The sequence below is a fragment of the Emticicia sp. MM genome (assembly GCF_001649495.1).
Genome location: NZ_LXHX01000040.1, coordinates 46,339 through 65,758, shown reverse-complemented (window position 1 = coordinate 65,758; position 19,420 = coordinate 46,339). Strand labels below are relative to the sequence as shown.

Annotated in this window: 9 protein-coding genes; 5 read left to right on the top strand and 4 right to left on the bottom strand. The window is 35.0% G+C overall.

What is annotated here, in order from left to right; translation table 11 throughout:
- Positions 1–254: 254 nt before the first annotated feature.
- Positions 255–1,850: a M28 family peptidase gene (locus tag A6M55_RS05905; RefSeq protein ID WP_064196885.1), complete on the bottom strand. Its 1,596-nt coding sequence runs from the start codon at positions 1,848–1,850 to the stop codon at positions 255–257.
- Positions 1,851–1,956: 106 nt separating this feature from the next.
- Here A6M55_RS05905 and recQ point away from each other — a divergent pair, with 106 nt between their 5' ends.
- The 5 genes from recQ to A6M55_RS05880 all read left to right on the top strand — a co-directional run bounded on the left by recQ (position 1,957) and on the right by A6M55_RS05880 (position 13,463).
- Positions 1,957–4,104: a DNA helicase RecQ gene (gene recQ, locus A6M55_RS05900; protein WP_064196884.1), complete on the top strand. Its 2,148-nt coding sequence runs from the start codon at positions 1,957–1,959 to the stop codon at positions 4,102–4,104.
- 106 nt (positions 4,105–4,210) lie between these two features.
- Positions 4,211–8,722 carry a 3-coathanger stack domain-containing protein gene (locus A6M55_RS05895; RefSeq protein WP_064196883.1) on the top strand — a complete coding sequence of 1,504 codons (4,512 nt, stop codon included), beginning with the start codon at positions 4,211–4,213 and terminating at the stop codon, positions 8,720–8,722.
- A gap of 84 nt (positions 8,723–8,806) precedes the next feature.
- On the top strand, positions 8,807–9,715 hold the full coding sequence (locus tag A6M55_RS05890; protein ID WP_015030416.1) for an AEC family transporter: 909 nt from the start codon (positions 8,807–8,809) through the stop codon (positions 9,713–9,715).
- 36 nt (positions 9,716–9,751) lie between these two features.
- Entirely contained in the window at positions 9,752–11,065 is a 1,314-nt protein-coding gene (locus tag A6M55_RS05885) for a cation:dicarboxylate symporter family transporter (protein WP_015030415.1), read from the top strand.
- A 121-nt stretch (positions 11,066–11,186) separates the two neighbouring features.
- Positions 11,187–13,463 carry an NADP-dependent malic enzyme gene (locus A6M55_RS05880; RefSeq protein ID WP_015030414.1) on the top strand — a complete coding sequence of 759 codons (2,277 nt, stop codon included), beginning with the start codon at positions 11,187–11,189 and terminating at the stop codon, positions 13,461–13,463.
- 70 nt (positions 13,464–13,533) lie between these two features.
- Here A6M55_RS05880 and A6M55_RS05875 read toward each other — a convergent pair whose 3' ends face one another.
- The 3 genes from A6M55_RS05875 to A6M55_RS05865 form a co-directional block, all read right to left on the bottom strand.
- Positions 13,534–14,883 (bottom strand): FGGY-family carbohydrate kinase, encoded by a 1,350-nt coding sequence (locus A6M55_RS05875; RefSeq protein ID WP_064196882.1) that lies wholly within the window; start codon positions 14,881–14,883, stop codon positions 13,534–13,536.
- A gap of 158 nt (positions 14,884–15,041) precedes the next feature.
- A complete protein-coding gene (locus A6M55_RS05870; protein WP_064196881.1) occupies positions 15,042–17,897 on the bottom strand; it encodes a TonB-dependent receptor in 2,856 nt (951 codons plus the stop codon).
- 154 nt (positions 17,898–18,051) lie between these two features.
- Complete coding sequence (locus tag A6M55_RS05865; RefSeq protein ID WP_015030411.1) at positions 18,052–19,362, bottom strand: serine hydrolase; 1,311 nt, start codon at positions 19,360–19,362, stop codon at positions 18,052–18,054.
- Positions 19,363–19,420: the final 58 nt, after the last annotated feature.

The following is a 19,420-nucleotide window of genomic DNA, read 5'->3' as shown; positions in this document are numbered from 1 at the left end:
TGACAATTTTATAGAAAAACCGTGAAACAAAAAAGTATAAATACAATTAATTTTTATTCAAAAAATGATTTATTGAACTTTTCCAAGATTTCTTTAGTATCACTTTGATACAATAAGAAGTCTTAACATTTTAGCTATCAACTACTTAGCAATACTTTCAAATTGATACTTAAAATTGTAATACTAAATTTTATATACCATTTTTTTTTTGCTACAATTTTGGGGTATTTACCAACCAAAACATATAAAAAGTATTATTGCTTATTGCTATCTACTTTTATTCTCTCATCACGATTTACCAATTCCCAAGCAGTTTGAAAAACTAATCGAGATATTTGCTGGTATTTTGGAAATAAGATTTTCTCAACATCATCACCCGGACGGTGGTAATCTTCATGTACACCTGTAAAATAAAAAATTACTGGAATTTTATTCTTTGCAAAATTATAATGGTCCGAACGATAATAAAAACGATTAGGGTCTTTAGGGTCATTGAAAGTATAGTCTAAATCAAAATTTATATACTTCTTATTGACATCTTCACTGATTTTATGTAATTCTGATGATAATTTATCTGAACCAATCAAATAGACATATTCTTCTTTGGGAGCATGTTGTTTATCAATTCTACCAATCATATCAATATTCAAATCGCAAACAGTATTTGCCAATGGAACAATAGGGTCTTTATCAGTATAATATTGAGAACCTAATAAACCTTTTTCTTCGCCAGTAACTGTCATAAATAGAATACTTCTACGAGGACCATTTCCTGCTTGTTTTGCTTTTGCGAATGCCTCTGCAATTTCAAGTACTGCACAAGTACCCGAACCATCATCGTCAGCACCGTTGTGAATTTGTCCATTCTGAATACCCACATGGTCGTAATGTGCTGTGATTAATACCACTTCATCCTTTTTATCAGTACCTTCTAAGAAACCTAATACATTTTGAGTTTCGACTGGCACTTCTCCTCTTTCAACTTTAATTGATATTTTCGATGACTTCAGTTTTTTTGCAGTACTTTGCCCTGTTTGAGCGATTTCATCAACTGCTTTTGATAACTTGGTAATCTTCGTATCTAACATTTCAGCTGCCATTTCAGAAGAGACGAAAAACGTAGGGTTTGCCGTTGCTTTTTCTGATGAATTCGAAGAATTAAAACTCAGTTGATTAAAACGCGATAAAACAGCTTTTCGCTCTGCTGCTAATGAAGAAAATTTGCTTGCATCTGTAGCTGAAACAACAAAAAACATCTTTGCACCGTGAGTTAATGCGATATTGATTTTCTTTTGCAAACCACTTCTATCTGACCATTCTGACTTTTCGGCATCTTTAGTAAACATCCATTTGCCTTCTTTATCTTTAGGCTCACCATCAAAAAAAACTACAGCTTTACCTTCAACACTAATATCTTTGTAATCGCTATAATTATCTTGCTCAATTCCATACCCCGCAAATATCACCGAAATTGATTGTTCATCTGGAATACTGGTCAAACCATTTGGATAATAATCTTTGAAAAACTCCTTTTTCTTGTTGCCTATTTTAATGTAGGCATCTTTCCATACCTTGCGATACAAATTAAAAGGTTGAAAATAACCTTTGCTACCATCTTTTTGTGGAGCAATTGGTCTTAAACCTAAATCAGCAAAATGTTTCGCAATATAATTAGCGGCTTTTTTTTGACCTTCAGAACCCGTATCTCTTCCCTCTAAGCTATCTGAAGCAATGTAAGTGAGGTGTCGTTTTAAATCTTGGGCTGTGATAGAAGAAGCGAACTCAGAGGATTTATCTTGGGCATAAATTGCCGTACTCATTAAAAATGATAAAAACAGCGTTTTTTTCATGAAAATCGGTAGGTTTGTTGAATATTTTCAGTAAAAATAATGGTTTTCAATTTAGAAATCATCTTTTAAATATATTTTTGCTGCAATTCAGTAGAAATACATACAAATGACTAAAGAAGAAGTTTTAAAGAAATATTTTGGTTACGATTCATTCCGTCCACTACAAGCTGAAATTATAGAAACTATTATTGCCCAAAAAGACTGTATGGTTTTAATGCCAACGGGTGGTGGTAAATCTATTTGTTTTCAAGTTCCCGCAATGGTAATGCCTGGCATTACATTGGTCATTTCTCCACTTATTGCATTGATGCAAGACCAAGTACAAGCCCTAAAATCAAATGGAATACCTGCAGCTTTTTTAAATAGTACGCTTTCAACAATCGAACAGAGAACCATTGAAGAGGATTGTAAAAATGGTTCCTTAAAACTCCTGTATATCTCGCCCGAAAAACTATTTTCAAATAATTATCTTGGATTTATCAAAACCCTCAATGTGAATCAGATAGCCATTGATGAATCTCACTGTGTATCTACTTGGGGGCATGATTTTAGACCCGAATATATTCAATTAAAAGCTTTAAAAGATACTTTCCCCAATGTACCAATGGTAGCTTTAACAGCTACTGCCGATAGAGTGACAAGAAAGGATATTTTAAATCAATTAGGGATTCCTGAGGCACTTATATTCATATCATCGTTTGATAGGCCAAACTTAAATCTCCGAGTTTTACCGGGACGAAATAGACTTAAAGTAATCCATGAATTTATTGCCAAACGCACTAATCAGTCGGGAATTATATATTGTTTGAGTAGAAAAAACACGGAAGACGTTGCGGAAGGATTAAGAAAATTAGGCATAAGAGCAATGCATTATCATGCTGGCCTAGATGCACAAACACGTGCTGAAGTACAAGACGCATATATAAAAGATGAAATCCAAGTCATCGTAGCAACAATCGCTTTTGGTATGGGGATAGACAAATCTAATGTAAGATTTGTGATTCATTATAGTTTACCCTCAAATGTAGAAAGTTTTTACCAAGAAATTGGAAGAGCAGGCAGAGATGGTATGAAATCTGACACCCTTTTATTTTACAGTTTTGGCGATATCATTACCCGCAAAGAAATGATTCAAAAATCTGAACTTCCCGATGAAATGAAGGAGGTTCAATTGGCCAAGCTTGAAAGAATGAAACAATACGCTGAATCTGAAATTTGTAGAAGGCGTGTGCTCATGAGTTACTTCAATGAAGAAACTAATAACGATTGCGGAAATTGTGATGTGTGCCAAAACCCTCCACAAAGATTCGATGCAACCATCTTCGCACAAAAAGCATTATCGGCCATTGCAAGAGCAGAACAAAAAGCGGCTATGGGTATGTTGATTGATATTCTTCGAGGTTCTCAGAATCGTTCAATTTATGAAAAAGGATTTCAGAATTTGAAAACCTTTGGAGTAGGAAAAGAGCTAAAATACGAAGAATGGGCTGAGTATATTACACAAATGCTTAACTCTGGAATAGTTGATATTGCCTATGACGAACACCATTATTTAAAACTAAACCCCGTTTCATGGCAAGTATTAAAAAATGAAAGAAAAGTTGAACTAGTAAGATTTGAACCTTATGATGTTAAAAAAGCACGTTTAGATGAAGATGTGCCTAGAGAAAGAACGAAAAAAGAGGTAATAAAAGATGCTTTGTTTGAGAAATTAAGGATACTTAGAAAGAAAATTGCTGAAGAGCAAAATATTCCTCCCTTTGTTGTATTTTCTGATGCTACGCTTTCAGATATGGCACAAAAAAGGCCAATCAATCGTTTCCAAATGATGGCCGTTTCTGGCGTTGGTGAACAAAAATTCAGAATGTATGGAGATGAATTTATCAATGAAATATTGAGATTTAGTGGTGAAAATCCGACCATCGCACGTGCTAAGCAAGAGAAAGGAATGACTTTTTTGGAAACTTTTGAAATGTATAAGAATGGTCTTACACTTGAAGAAATGGCAGCTAAACGTTCACTAAATCCCGTGACGATTGTGAGTCATTTAGTAAAACTTTTTGAAGATGGCCAAGAGGTAGATTTGTGGCAATACATTATGAAATACGAGTATAATCAAATCATTGCCGAAGCCATTAAGATGAATATTCAAAAAGGCGATGCAATTAAGCCATTATTTGAAGCACTGGAGGGTATTTATGATTATGGGAAACTAAGAATAGCCTTAGCGATTTGGGCAAAACAAAACGTATAAAATCCTTTTTTTAAAACTTGATTTACCGTTTAGTAAAATCTTTACTAAAAGTTTGATTATTAGCTCGAAGTACGCTTAATTTCGATGTCCTTATTATCAAACTTTTATGAAAAGACTACCTATACTTTTGCTATTTATTTGCTTTGCTTATAACTCATTCGGGCAATATACATCTATCAATCTCCCCTATCCTTCCGATGTTTGTGCAGGAAATGACTACGTAGTAAGTGTTTACTCAGTTGGAATCAGTACTGGAACAGCACTTACCATACAACTATCAAATGATGACTTTAACTCAAATGTCATTGTTATTGGTTCTGGAAATTATACAGGCAATTATCCAGAGTCAATTACCTGCAATATTCCTTCAAACACGGCCGCTGGAACTTACAAAATACGAGCAACTTTCATTAGTACGCCAACGGGAACATTTTATAATTCATCTTCATTTAGTGTTGTCAAAGGCACGCCGGGTGCATCATTAACCGGAACCTTTGGATTTGATGCCTGTGGTAGCGGGGTTAATGTACCCATTACATTTACTGGTTCTGGGCCATTTACGTTTAGTTATAAGAAAGATTCTGAAAGCCCATTAACCCAAACAGCTTATACACTACCATATAACTTATATCTTAGTCAAGCTGGCACTTATACCTTACTAAGTGTTTCAAATGCCTGTGGAACTGGAACAGTTTCTCCAACTCAAAATAATGCCACAGTAAACATTACCCCTCCAATATTAACCATCGGAACACCAAGTGATGACAATATATGTATTGGTAATAAAATTTACGTTCCATTTACATCAAACCAAAACTGCTACGGCTATACTGTGCAAATCTCAGATGAAAATGGTGAGAATTTTAGAAATTTACCAACCGAAACTAATTATAGTTTTCCAAATAGACTTACGGCAACCATTACAGATGTTGGGCAACCCACAGCAAGTGGATATAAGCTAAGAATAAAAGTTTATGCAAATTCGGTTGAATATTTCAGTCCAGTTTCTACAACAACCATTACACTTCGTCAAAAATCTAGTTATAATGTAACTGTTGTGGATGCCGTTGATTACTACAACCCAAATCAAATTGCTAAGGGCGAAAATGTAAAAATTAGAGTTACCCTCACGGGCACGGCTCCGTGGATTTTAAATTTTGATAATTCTGCTTTAAAAATCACCAATAATACTTATGATTTACAGGTATCTCCGGTAAGTTCAAAAAAATATACATTCGGACCTTTAGTAGATGGAAATGGCTGTGTTAATAGTTTTGAGCAATCAGTAGATATTTCAGTGAAAGACTTGATTTTCAAAATGAGAATCCAAGACAATAAAAATTTGGATATCTATTCACACTTTAGAAATTACTGCAAAGACGAATATTTACATGTAGATTATAATGTTCGTGGACAAATGCCCGAAGATAGTTTCAAAATTCAAATGGCAAATGTTAATGATTTACAAAATAATATTGAAGATTGGCAGGATGTAGTATTTTTCCGAACAGGAAATGATGAAATTTTAGATGTTGAGATTCCAGCATGGGTAAAAACAGGTAAAAATAGAATCAGATTCGTTCCTAAAAATACTTCTTTAAGCTATGCTAACACAACAGTTGATTACATCAACGACTCTTTTACCCCTTCGAGTGACTTTATTGTTATGAACCGTTCCACTGGTTCTATTACTGGCGAAAGTACGATAAAAATTTCCCCAAATGAATCATTTTATATTCCATACAAATTTAGTGGAGGCCCTGATTTTTATGCCAATAATTTTGGAAGTTTAAAGCCTTATAAACCTATACTTGTTACCGACAAAGGGCAAACCATTGATTATAATAGTTTATTAATTGGAGGTTTTAATGCACTTACTGGAATTACAAAGGTTGATACCGTTACTAAAAATATTAAGTTTTATTTGTATAAAGTAGATGCCAACACAGCTGCTTCAGGAGATTTATCATGTTCAGAAAGAGGTTTCTCACATGCATTAGATAGTTTAAGTGTAATAGTTGTTCCAAATGACCAAACCCGTTCGATTACAGTTGGAAATATTTCTGGGTTAAACAATCTATGTGGAGGTAGTTTAGTTACAATTCCGTTTACTACTACTGGCAGTTTTACTGCGGGAACTGTTTATCAGGTTCAACTTCAAGAATATAACAATTCTTATAGTACTAACCCAAACACTAATTTCTTTGATGTACCAACCCAAGCCTATACTACTCCTAATCAACTTACCTTTACCATGCCTAAAAGTTTAGGAGCTTATCAAGATATCTATTATAAAGTTAGGATAGTTGCAAGTAACCCAAATGTAATAGGCACTTCTGCACAGTGGTTGGTGGTTACTAAACAACCTCCATACATTGAATTATCTGGAGATTCTTACATACAACCGGGTGAAACTGGTGTTATCAAAATAAAGGCGGGTTATTACCCTAGTTTTAACTTTAATATTTCTGGTGGAGGATGGACAAGCCCCAGTCTAAGTTCATATAGTTATTCAACAAGTTATTTCCAAGATTATACCGTTAGCATCAACTCTGGTGGCATTGCTGGGGCACAAATTGATTACTTACCAATTAATGCAAGTAATAGTTGTGGAAACGGAGAATTTGTCGGTCGAGGTAGATTGAATGTAGTGGCCACTCCGAAAATTGTTTTAGGAACACCCACTCCCTCGAATACTTGTCAACCAACCAAAATACTCATTCCATTTACAACAAATTTAAGCTTTGAAAACGATAATGCATTTAGTGCTAAAGTATGGCATACTTACTATGGCTACGAATACATAGTTCCGAACGTAACCGTAAAAAAATTGAGTAATAGTTTTGAAGTAAGTATCCCTTATCAAAATCTTGCTACTACTTACAACATTAAAGTGTTTTCTAAAAACCCTTATGCTACCAGCAATACAGCAAACGTATTTTTAAAAACCTCACCTTATGCTTATTCCAGCCCTTCAGACGTTGAAGTAGAATATGGGGATGCCGTAACTCTGAATTATAATATTTACGATGGGACATCGCCCTTTAATTTCACACTTGACCAAGGTGATAAAAGTTTAAATATTCTTGGAAGCAACAGCACTTATAATCATACAATTACCCCACAATATTCGAAGAATTATTATCTAACCAATCTTTTCGATGCTAATAATTGTCAATCTGTTGCAGCCGCACCTTATCAACAGGTAACAGTCATTGAGAAAAAACAAGCCATTGAAATTAATCGATTGAGTGTTTCTCATTTATGTTCAAATGCAAACGTGAATGTATATTTTCTTTCGTCGGGTACATTTACCAATTTTACTTTACAACTATCAGACGCCAATGGTGCAAATTTTGCGGATATTTCAACGACACAGAGTGGAAATACATTAATTGGTACTATACCAAATGCACTTCCAGCAGGAAATAATTACCGAATTCGAATTAAAGGAATTACCAGTGGAAGCCCTATTTTCAGTTTAGCAAATAATATTGGGCTAACCTCAGTCAGCGGAAGTCTTACTGCCACCATTAGTGGAAATCAAGCAATTATTAAAGACCAAAATTCGCTTTATTTTACAGAACAAGTAGCTACACTGAAAGTTGATTTTACTGGAATAGGCCCTTATAAATTTAATCTATACGATGGAACGAATACCACAACCATTATTACTCATTCAAATCCTTATTATTTTCAGGTAAAACCCTCTAATACAACCACCTACACCTTACAAAACCTAAGTAATGATTGCGGCAATGGTAATGTTTCAGGAAGTGCCACTGTGAATGTAGTATTTCTTGAAACGGGTAATGCTTCGGCAAGAATTTGTTATGGACAAACCATAACAGTTCCATTTACTCAAACGGGCACATTTGGCCCATCTACTAATTATTTTATTGACCTTTACTACGTAATTCCTTACAATAATACTAGAGCTTTTACTTCAAATATCTATTCACTACCGGCAACCGTGGTTGGCAACACTCTCCAAGCAACAATACCTAATACCCTTCCAGTGGCTACTGGATATGAAGGATATCCAAATGTAAGTGTATATTGGGTTAGAGTGAGGACAAATAATCCAAAGGTTATTGGAACTTGGTCAACAAATGGAGGAACGTCAATTGGTGAAGGGGCTCCGACAGTCAAAATTTTAGGTTCAACCAATATACTAAGTGGTCAGGTTGCCACGCTTACTTTACAAACCGATAAGCTTGCGGGAGGAATAAGTGTGGTTTTAAATAACGGTAGTTCAAATGAAACAATCAATTTTAGTGGTTTGTCAATACCTATTGAAAAATACCCTATTACTACTACCACCTATACTGTTTTGAATGTTGCTAATGGTTGTAATATTAGCAGTACAATTGGAAGCCCCAATAGTGCCACTGTGACGGTAGGAGCCTGTCCACCAAGTCAAATAGTAACTATTACACATACAAGTGGGCAAGTTAAAAAATACGAAACAAGCGGGGCACTTACTGCTATAAATACGATTCAAAGTGGAGCAAATATTACTTATGACTCGCAGAAAGTAATTTTACTAAATCCAGGATTTCAAGTAAACAATAATGCCAATTTCAAAGCACAAATTGATGGCTGCGGAAATTTCTAAAATCATTATCGTAGATTCGTACGATATTTTTTTCAATTTTCTTTGAATCCTGTATCTTTAAGCTGGTAGAAAAACACCTCTTAAATGACCAATTTGCTATTATTAATCATTTGTCTTTCGTTGGGGGGAATCCTCCAACGAATAAAAGGCATACCCAAAGATACACACCATGCCCTAAATGCAATTATTATAAACGTGTGCTTACCTGCTCTAACTTTACTTTATACAACCGAAATTAAGTTTAATATGAGTCAGCTTTTGCCTGTACTCATGCCCTACATCCTTTATATTTGTTCTTTTTTATTTTTCAATGGAATTGCTCCGATTTTTAATCTTGATAGAAGTAGTATTGGAGCATTAACTATTACGGCTGGCATTAGTAGTATTTCATTTGTAGGATTTCCAATTTTTGAAATCCTATATGGAAAAGCGGGTGTTCAAATAGGTATTTTAATGAGTCAAGCGGGCTCTTTTGTTGTTTGTGGAACTTTAGGAATCATTACAGCTTCTTATTATTCATCCTCTGAGCCTTCCATCAAAAAAATTATTACGAATATTTTTACTTTCCCACCGTTTATGGCTTTTTGTATAGCTGCCATATTTAATATTGCTGGCTTTCATTTTCCTGCAATCATTGCTGAAACACTGCAAAAATTAGGTAGTCCGTTTACCGTTCTTGCCCTAATTTCGGTTGGATTTCAGATTAACTTTAAGAGAGAAAACTTTACACAAACGCCGCTTTTATTAGGTTTATTTTTTAAACTATTGCTCGCTCCTTTGATAATCTTTGTATTATACCTTATTTTGCTCAAAGAAAATTCTTGGGTCGGTCAAATGTGCGTGGTTGCAGCGGGTTTAGGCTCCATGAATACCGCCTCAATTATTGCCATAAATCATCGTTTAAACCCGCCTTTAGCCACGATGATGATTGGAATCAGTATTCCGATTTCAATATTAACATCAGTTTGCATACATTTCTTAATTTCAAACTAAACCTAACACTCCCTTTACCTATTGGAGGATTAAACAATGAAAAAACTCTTTACAAATTTAACTTTTTGGGTATTAACTGCCATTTTAGCAGGCGTTTTATTAGGTCATTACAACCCCGAATTTGCCTTAAAACCCTTATTTGAAAAAGGATTTAAGCAAAATTTGTTTATATCAGAATTTGAAATAAAAAATACTTTTAGCGAATTTCTCAGTAGCATATTTATAAGTATTGTTAAACTTTTTATCAACCCAATTATTTTCTTGACAATCACTTTAGGAATCATTTCAATGGGCGATTTGAAAAAAGTGGGAAAAGTAGGTGCTAAAGCTCTTTTATACTTCGAAGTAGTTACTACAATCGCACTTTTAGTGGGTATTGTCGTGGCTAATGTAATTCGTCCAGGAGATGGTGTTGTTACTGACACAATTAAAGGAGGCGATATTTCGAAATACACCAAAAGTGCCAGTGAATTTAGTTGGTTAAAGTTCTTCTTTGACAATGTTACCCTTCAAGTATTAGTCATTGCCATTGCCCTTGGAGTTGGATTAAGTAATTATTCTGGAAGACAAAAAGTCGTTGATTTTCTCAGTCCAATTTCTAAAAAAGTATTTTGGGCTTTGCACAAAGTAATGCTTTTTGCTCCTATTGGTGCATTTGGTGGAATGGCATTCACTATTGCCAAGTATGGTATCCATACGCTTCTACCCTTAGCTAAACTCATGGGAACAGTTTATGTGACAATGGCCGTGTTTATCTTTGTAGTGCTTGCATTAATACTGAGATATTACAAAATTAGTCTGTGGGCCTTCCTCAAATTTATTCGTGAAGAATTATTGATTGTACTTGGCACTTCCTCTTCTGAAGCTGGTTTACCATCATTAATGGAAAAGCTAGAAAAAATGGGTTGTTCCAAATCGGTCGTTGGTTTAGTAGTACCAGCAGGTTATTCATTTAATCTTGATGGAACAACCATTTATTTATCAATGGCAGTAATATTTTTGGCCCAAGTTTTTAATGTTCACCTCGATTTCCAACAAATTCTTACCATAATCGGAATTTTGATGGTCACTTCAAAAGGTGCTGCGGGTGTTACTGGAAGTGGGTTTATTGTGCTTGCCTCTACTCTAACGGCAGTTAAAGTAATTCCAGTTGAAGGATTAGCTCTTTTGTTGGGTGTTGATAGATTCATGTCTGAAGCCCGTGCCATTACCAATTTCATCGGAAATGGAGTGGCTACTATTTGGCTTTCAAACAATGAAAAGGAATTCGACCGCCAAAAAATGAAAACTGCTTTTAGTCATATTTCTGACTATGAAGACATCATCAAGGATAATATCAATAACAAATAATTAGATAAAAGGCTTAGAAAGTGGGCAAAAACTGTTATTTGAGCAAAAAAAGGTTTTTTTTCTTTAACTCTAAGCCTTTTCAGCCTTACCTTCGCATCATCAAACAACCTTTTATTCGAAAATGAGTACTAAAAAGAATTTAAAAGAAGAAGCCCTACATTATCATGCTAAAGGCCGCCCCGGAAAAATTGAAGTAGTTCCGAGTAAAGAATACGCAACCCAACGTGACCTTTCTTTGGCCTATTCACCGGGTGTTGCTGACCCATGTATGGCTATTTACGAGAACCCAGAAGATGTGTATAAATACACCGCTAAAGGAAATCTCGTAGCTGTGATTTCCAACGGAACTGCAGTTTTAGGACTTGGAGATATTGGTCCGGAAGCAGGAAAGCCAGTAATGGAAGGAAAAGGACTTCTATTTAAAATTTATGCCGATATTGATGTTTTTGATATTGAATTAAACACCAAAGATGTAGATGAATTTGTACGTACTGTTAAAATTCTTGAACCTACTTTTGGTGGAGTAAACCTTGAAGATATTTCTGCTCCAGAATGTTTTGAAATTGAAGAACGTTTGAAGGCAGAGCTGAATATTCCCGTGATGCACGATGACCAACACGGAACAGCCATCATTTCTTCAGCGGCTCTTTTAAATGCTCTTGAATTAGTAAACAAAGATATTTCAAAGGTAAAAATTATTATCAATGGTGCAGGTGCCTCGGCCATTTCTTGTACGCGTCTGTATAATTCTTTAGGTGCTGAAAAGAAGAATATCTTTATGTTTGATAGTAAAGGCTTGATTCACCCAAGCCGCACCAATCTTGATGGTAAAAAAATTGAATTTGCCAACGATAATATGCCTGCCGAAACTACTTTAGCAGAAGCTTTAGTAGGTGCCGATGTATTTGTTGGACTTTCTAAAGGTAATATTCTCACTCAAGACATGGTAAAATCAATGGCATCTGATGCGATTGTTTTTGCAATGGCCAATCCTACGCCTGAAATTTCATTCGAAGAAGCCACGGCCGCTCGTGAAGATATTATCATGGCTACTGGACGCTCTGATTATCCAAACCAAGTAAATAACGTACTGGGTTTCCCATACATTTTCCGTGGTGCTTTAGATGTTCGCTCGAAAGTAATCAATGAGGAAATGAAATTGGCAGCGGTTCGTGCATTAGCTGAATTAGCTAAAAAACCGGTTCCAGATATTGTGAATTTAGCTTACGGAGAATCAAATCTTTCGTTTGGAAGAAATTATATCATTCCAAAGCCAGTTGACCCTCGCTTGCTTACCACAGTTGCACCAGCGGTAGCAAAGGCTGCTATGGAAACAGGTGTAGCGAAATTCCCAATTAAAGATTGGGAAGCTTATGATACACAATTATCTAAACGTTTGGGACAAGATAATTCGTTGAAAAAAGCTATCAGAACGAAAGCGAAATTGAATCCAAAACGTATTGTTTTTGCTGATGCTGAAAACTTAACCGTATTGAAAGCAGCACAAGAAGTACAAGATGAAAAAATTGCCACACCAATTTTGTTGGGAAATGTAGCACGAATAACTCAATTATTGGATGAAAATAACATTGATTTACCATACGCTGAAATCATTGACCCACGTGCTGATGAGCAAGAAGAGCGATTAGAAAAATTCGGTGCGATTTTCTTTGAAAAACGTAAACGTAAAGGTTATAATCAATTTGAAGCGAAACAATTAATGCGTAATCGCAACTATTTTGGTGCGATGATGATTGAAACTGGTGAAGCTGATGCCATGATTGGTGGTATGACTCGTAACTACCCTGAAACCATTCGTCCGGCATTACAAATTATTGGTCGTCAGGAAGGTGTGAAAAAAGTATCAGGAATGTATATCTTAATGAGCCGTTTTGGCCCTTTATTCTTAGCCGATACTACGGTCAACTTTAACCCAACAGCTGAGGAAATTGTTGAAATCACTGAATTAGCGGCCAAAGAAGTAGAGAAATTTAATATCAAACCACGTATTGCATTACTTACTTACTCAAACTTTGGTAGTGCAGATGGTGAAGATGCACAAAAAATGCAAAAAGCAGTGGCTATTCTAAAAGACAAGCATCCAAATATGGTTGTTGATGGAGAAATGCAAGCTCACTTACCTTTTGATATTGATTTATTGAAAGAAAATCATCCTTTCAGTGATTTGGTTGATGGAAGAGCAAACACACTCATTTTCCCGAATTTATCTTCTTCAAATATCGCTTATAATATTGTTAAAGAAGTTGCTAATATTGATAAAATCGGACCAATTTTATTAGGTTTGAAAAAGCCTGTACACGTATTACAATTAGGTAGTTCTGTGCGTGAAATCGTTGATATGGTGGCTATTGCGGTCGTAGGAGCTCAAGGTAAATAATTTGATTTCCAGAAATATTAAAGCCTTGCAAATGATATTTGCAAGGCTTTTTAATGACTCTAATAAGAACTCAACAAAAATATCTCTTCAAATGAATTAATTGCTGAGGAATTGGCTTTGAATTCCAATGTTCATGTATAACTAAGGCAGCTCCTAAAGCGGAAGCTTGGGCAATTTCTGAAGCAAATATTTGTTTATTCGCATACGATTCCGCCAATAAATTCATATAAATCTCATTATTCGAAAATCCACCATCTACATAAATCTGCTTGGGCTTACTCCAACCCATAACCGAATTTAATGAAGCTACTTGTTGTGCCACTAAATCAAGCATAAATTGATGATAAGCTTCTTCATAAGATTTGAATAAATTAAGATTTCTTTCTACGAATGGACAATCTTTCAATAAACCCACATCAACGGTTTCGGGTGTTGCTTGTTTGAACTTATTTCTCAAAAACCACACCATCTCGTGGTCATATTTTACTTGCTTATAGTAATCTATTTCCTTGCCAAAATACTCAGCAAGATGTTTGGTTTGACGTTCATGTTCGTTTCCAGCAAAAAGACGTGCAGCTTTTACAGGATTTCCTTGATAATTGAGATAGCAAAGACAGTCTTTTTGTAGCTCGGCATCAGTCAATGGTTCATCATTAAAAGGATTTAAACTTATGGCCCAAGTACCCGTAGAAAGCAGTATAAATCTTTCATCAAATGATTTCAAGTAAGGCACTAATGCAGATGAACTATCATGAATACCTACACCAACGGCAATACCTTCGATATTTGTTGCAACATTCGATACCGAAGGCTTTTGTTGAATTGAATGTATATGTTCTGATTCAAGCCAAGTATGATAATCTTTCTTCTGAAAGTCCCAAATGGCTGTATGACAACCAACACTGGTAATCTCTGAAAGAGGTTGTTTTGTAAATAAATAGCTACAATATTGAGGTAAATGCAGCGAATATTTGATTTGATGAAAAATGCTTGGTTTTGATTCTTTCAACCAATAAAGTTGTAATCCAGAATTCAACATGCCTAGTTCAGGAGATGCAGTTTCTGTAAAAACACCCGATGAATACTTATCTGTAAACGCTTTACTCATTTGGCGAGTAAACGGTTTAAGGTAATTATACAATGGTGTGAGCGGTTTCCCTTCAGAATTCAAATGAACCAAAGTAGCACCGTAAGCGGAAAAATTAAGACCAACTACCTCATAATCAGAATTTTGCTTAATACTTTCAAGCGTTTTTTTAAGCCAAGAACTTAGTTGAATTAAATCATCACAAGGAAAGCCATCGTCGTCTAAAACTTCTTCAAATTGCGATTGTTCTTCTTTTACTATTTGATAATCTTCATTAAAAAGAAGTAATTTCTTATTGGTTTTTCCAATATCAAAAACGGCACAGACTTTCATGAAATAAATTTGAAGCTTATATGAGTAGTTTTATTTCTAAAAAAATATTGCTGTAAAAATACAAATTTATATCATACCTACAAGCCTGTGCCCTACTGCTTTTAAACAAGAAAGCCCTACATTTTCTTTGCAGGGCTTTCAAATTAAACTTTAAAAAATTATAATCTAAAGTTTTTCAAATTATATGTAAAAGTCAACATAAAATATCTCGTAAGCACTTGATTACGAGCATCTTCAATGTAAGCCGTCGAAACATTTCTAGCAATACTATTATTTTGTTTCAAAATATCAAAAACATTTAGTCTAATTTCAGCAGCTTGTTTTTTCAAAAATTTATACCCAAAACCAGCATTCCAAAGTGTAAAGTTTTGATTAAACCCTGAACCTAGACCAGAATACGCCTGATTTAAAACTTCAGATTGTAGCAAAAATCCTTTTCCAAACAACCAGTTAATTTTGAAAGAGGTATTTTGGAAAACATATTTTGTATTGAGCGAAGTTTGTACTGAATTTCTGACAATACTGTAAGTTGGCGTGTATGAAAGCGTAAAATCAACTTTTTCACTCAAATTACTACTCAAAACAGCCCCACCATTAATTCCGTAAGTATTGGTGAAACTTTTTACGTTATTAATCATATTTGGATTTTTGGCATAACTTACCCCGGCACTTAAGTTTAAATTCGACTTAATTTTTGAAACAGGAATACCATAACTCATAAATGTTCGGGCATTTAATGCTCCGTCGAGGTTAATTGGTTTTGTTAGTTGAGAACCTTTAAAAAGTGTTATTCCAGGGGCTAAAATATAATCTTTATCTGCTATGAATGTTGATTGAACAATTGAATTATTCGCGTAAGTCAAATTCAAAAACATCATAATATTTTGAGCGGTTTTAGCATTTGTAATACCATATCTAAACGAAAGATTATGACTATAATCTTGTTTCAAATCTGGATTTCCTGTAGATAGCTGCGTTGGATTACTATTGTTAATTACTCCTTGTAACTGGGTAACAGATGGAGCATTGGTATTGGTACGATAGAAAATTCGAAAGTTTGCATTATTCGTAAAACGATAATTAAACATGGCATTTGGTAAAATACTATTAAATGCATACTTAACATCCTGTGCAATTGGATAGGTTTGTTGACTAGCTAATTGTGCATTTTGGTAGGCCGCTCCTAATGTAAAAAATCCTTTTTTACTTCTCAAACGATAGCTCATACCCGTTCGGTTCGTCAAATACGTATTATCAAAAACACTACTTAAAGAAGTTTTTAGAACACTATATGTAAACAGTTTTTCATCGTAAGCATTTACTTCTCTATCAGAATTACTAAGTGTGTAGTTCACATTATGGTCGAATTGGAGTTGACCCATTTTTCCAACTGGTTCAGTGTAAGTTACTCCAATTGACATACGATTACTATTGGTTTGTGAATTTGTTTGTTGATTAACCAACTGCGTTGTATCTCTTGGAGTAAAATATCTACTAATAGAGTATTGTGTTGTAATGCCCGTTTGGTCACTGACTGTACTTCCTAAATTGACTGAAAATGTACGTCCATTTTTGGCAAAACGATGACGAAATAATAAATCACCCGAAAAATTAAAACCATTATTTGAAGAGTTTCGACTTGTAGCATTTGTATTGATTGTCTGACTATTCAAGAAAGTTCGGCTCGAAAGCGTAGATAAGGCATCGTTTCCTTGCCAGCTAATTCTTGGCGTAAAAACAATAGAATTATTTTTATCAATAGTATATTCTAATCGCACGTTTGCACGATGATTTAGATTTTTATTTTGTGTAGTGCTAGTATCATGATACATTTGAGGTACAGAGCCCAAATATTCACGAGAAGTAATACTTTGATTACCATTGTTGGCTGCATTAAAGAAATAACTTGTTGAAAGTTTTACTTTTTTACCAAGATTATCACTATAATTTAAACCTATTGAAGTAGTTTTTGCGATTCCAGGTTGTTGACCGACCATAAAATTACCAGCATCACCACCGCCACCGCCACCTTGGCCACCGCCAGCACCTCGTGGCCCTGTTCCGCCACCTCCTCCACCTTGTGGACGCATACCACCTCCACCACCTTGGCCACCACCAAAACCACCCATACCTCCGCCACCAGAATTACCTAGTACGCCTAAAATATCTTGGTTAGAAAAGTTTTGTTGGTTAATGTTGTTAGATAAACCAATGATAGTCAAGCGTTGGTCTTTCTTGAAAAAATTAACACTTGCACCAGATTGATAGCGTTGGTCATCGCCTGCACCAGCATAAATTTTACCAAACTGCCCATTATTTTTATTTTGACGAGTAGTAATATTGATTGTTTTTACAGAATTACCATCGTCAAACCCTGTAAACTGTGCTTGTTCACTCAAACGGTCGAATACCTGAATTCTATCTACTACTTCTGCAGGTAAGTTTTTTAGAGCCAAAGCTGCGTCATCGCCAAAGAATTCCTGACCATCAACGGTTACTTTCTTTACTTCCTCACCTTGTGCTTTTACAACCCCATTTTCGATTGTAACTCCCGGCATTTTCTTTACCAAATCCTCAACCGTAGCATCTGGATTTGTTTTAAAAGCACTAGCATTATATTGAATTGTATCGCCTTTTTGTTCAACTCGCACTTGTTTTTCACGAACCGTCACTTCGCCGAGTTGACTAGCATTTTCTGATAATTTTAAAATCCCTAAATCTTTTAATCCATTTCCGAGCGATACCCTTGTTTCAAGATTAGCGTATCCAATTGAAGAAATTCTGAGATTATAGTTGCCAGTTTTTAAGTTGCTCAATTTGAAAGCCCCATTAACATCGGCCAAAACTCCTTTACGCAGTGTAGAGTCTCGTGCATTGATTAATAATATACTTGCTCCAGAAACACCTGTATTATCTTGAGCATCTTTGACAACTCCGGTGAGTTCTGAGTTCTGTGCAAAGACAGAAATACTAACTATTATCAAAGTAAACGTCTGAAGTAACAGCTTTTTCATATATTTTCAGCTAAAATCAATTTTAAAATCAAAACCTATGTTATCAATATTCAATTGATTAGACATATTGAATAAAGCTAAAGTTTATTCTAAAAATTGACTTAAACGACCAAAAGGAGAGTTGTGTAGATAAATCTTTTATAATTGCCCCTTTCTAATCATCAATTGTTTGATAAATCATGCGAGTGAACAGAGCTTCAGAGCCACCATCTAGTGCCGCTTGAGTTTGTTTCATAAGAATCATGATAATTTTTTCTTTTGGGTCAGCCCAATAATTTGTATTAAAATAGCCTCCCCAATTAAATCTTCCAGCACTTCCATTTCCTTTTAACTCACCTATTGGACTAATCACACTAAAGCCCAAACTAAAGAAACTTTCGCCTTTTGGCCCACCATATAAATCGCCCGTCTGATTGGTTGCTGTCAATAAATTCACGGTTGTTCTGCTCAAGAAACGTTTACCATTCATTGTTCCTCCATTAAGTAGCATTTGCAAAAAGGTAGCATAATCTTTTGCTGTTGAAGAAAGACCTGCTCCGCCCGAAAAGAACGTTTTTGCACCTGTAATTGGATAATTTGGGTCGTAAAAGGTTACAGGGAAACGCACCCAAGTCTTTAGGCTATCTGGTTTATGAATGTAAACTAAACGCTCTTTTTTTGATTCAGGAAGATAAAAATAGGTGTCGTTCATACCTAATGGTTCAAACAAATGCGTCCTCAAATATTCATCAAAAGGCATTCCCGATACGATTTCTATAAAATATCCTAAAACATCCAAACCCTCACTGTATGTAAACTTTTCACCCGGATTGTGGTGTAATGGAAGCTTAGCTAATTTCTTAATATTATCTCCAATTTTGACGGGATTAGTTGTGAATAAATCAACAATTCCTGCTTTTTTGTACATAGCCTTAAAACTTTCGTCACCATCAATAACGCCATAACCAATTCCAGAGGTATGAGTAAGCAAATGCCGAATAGTAATTTCAGATTTAGCTGGTTCGCTAGTATAGGTTGTATCAGAGAATCGGAATGATTTTAAAACACGAGGATTTTTAAACTCTGGAATAAACTTCGAAATAGGGTCGTCTAAAGAGAATTTACCTTCTTCATACAACATCATCACTGCTGTGGATGTAATCGCTTTAGTCATCGAGGCAATTCTAAAAATATCATCAACCTTCATGGGTCTTTTAGTCTGAAAATCAGCGTATCCGAATGCCTTTTGGTAAACAATTTGTCCATTTCGAGTAAATAAAGCCACCATACCGGGAAGTTTATTTTGCTCAACTAATTGACCCAAAGCGTTATCTATTCGTTTAAGTCTTTCAGAAGATATTCCTACTTCTTCAGGATTTTTAGCAACAGAAAGAGGTTTAGAAGATACCGAAGAAGTTAGTTGAGTTTGAGCATTTGATTGTATAAAAACAAGTAAAATGCTGAGCAATAGATAAATTTTTCTCATGAGCTTATGGGTTGAATAAGATAAATAATACTACTATTAATAATTATCAGAAAATATT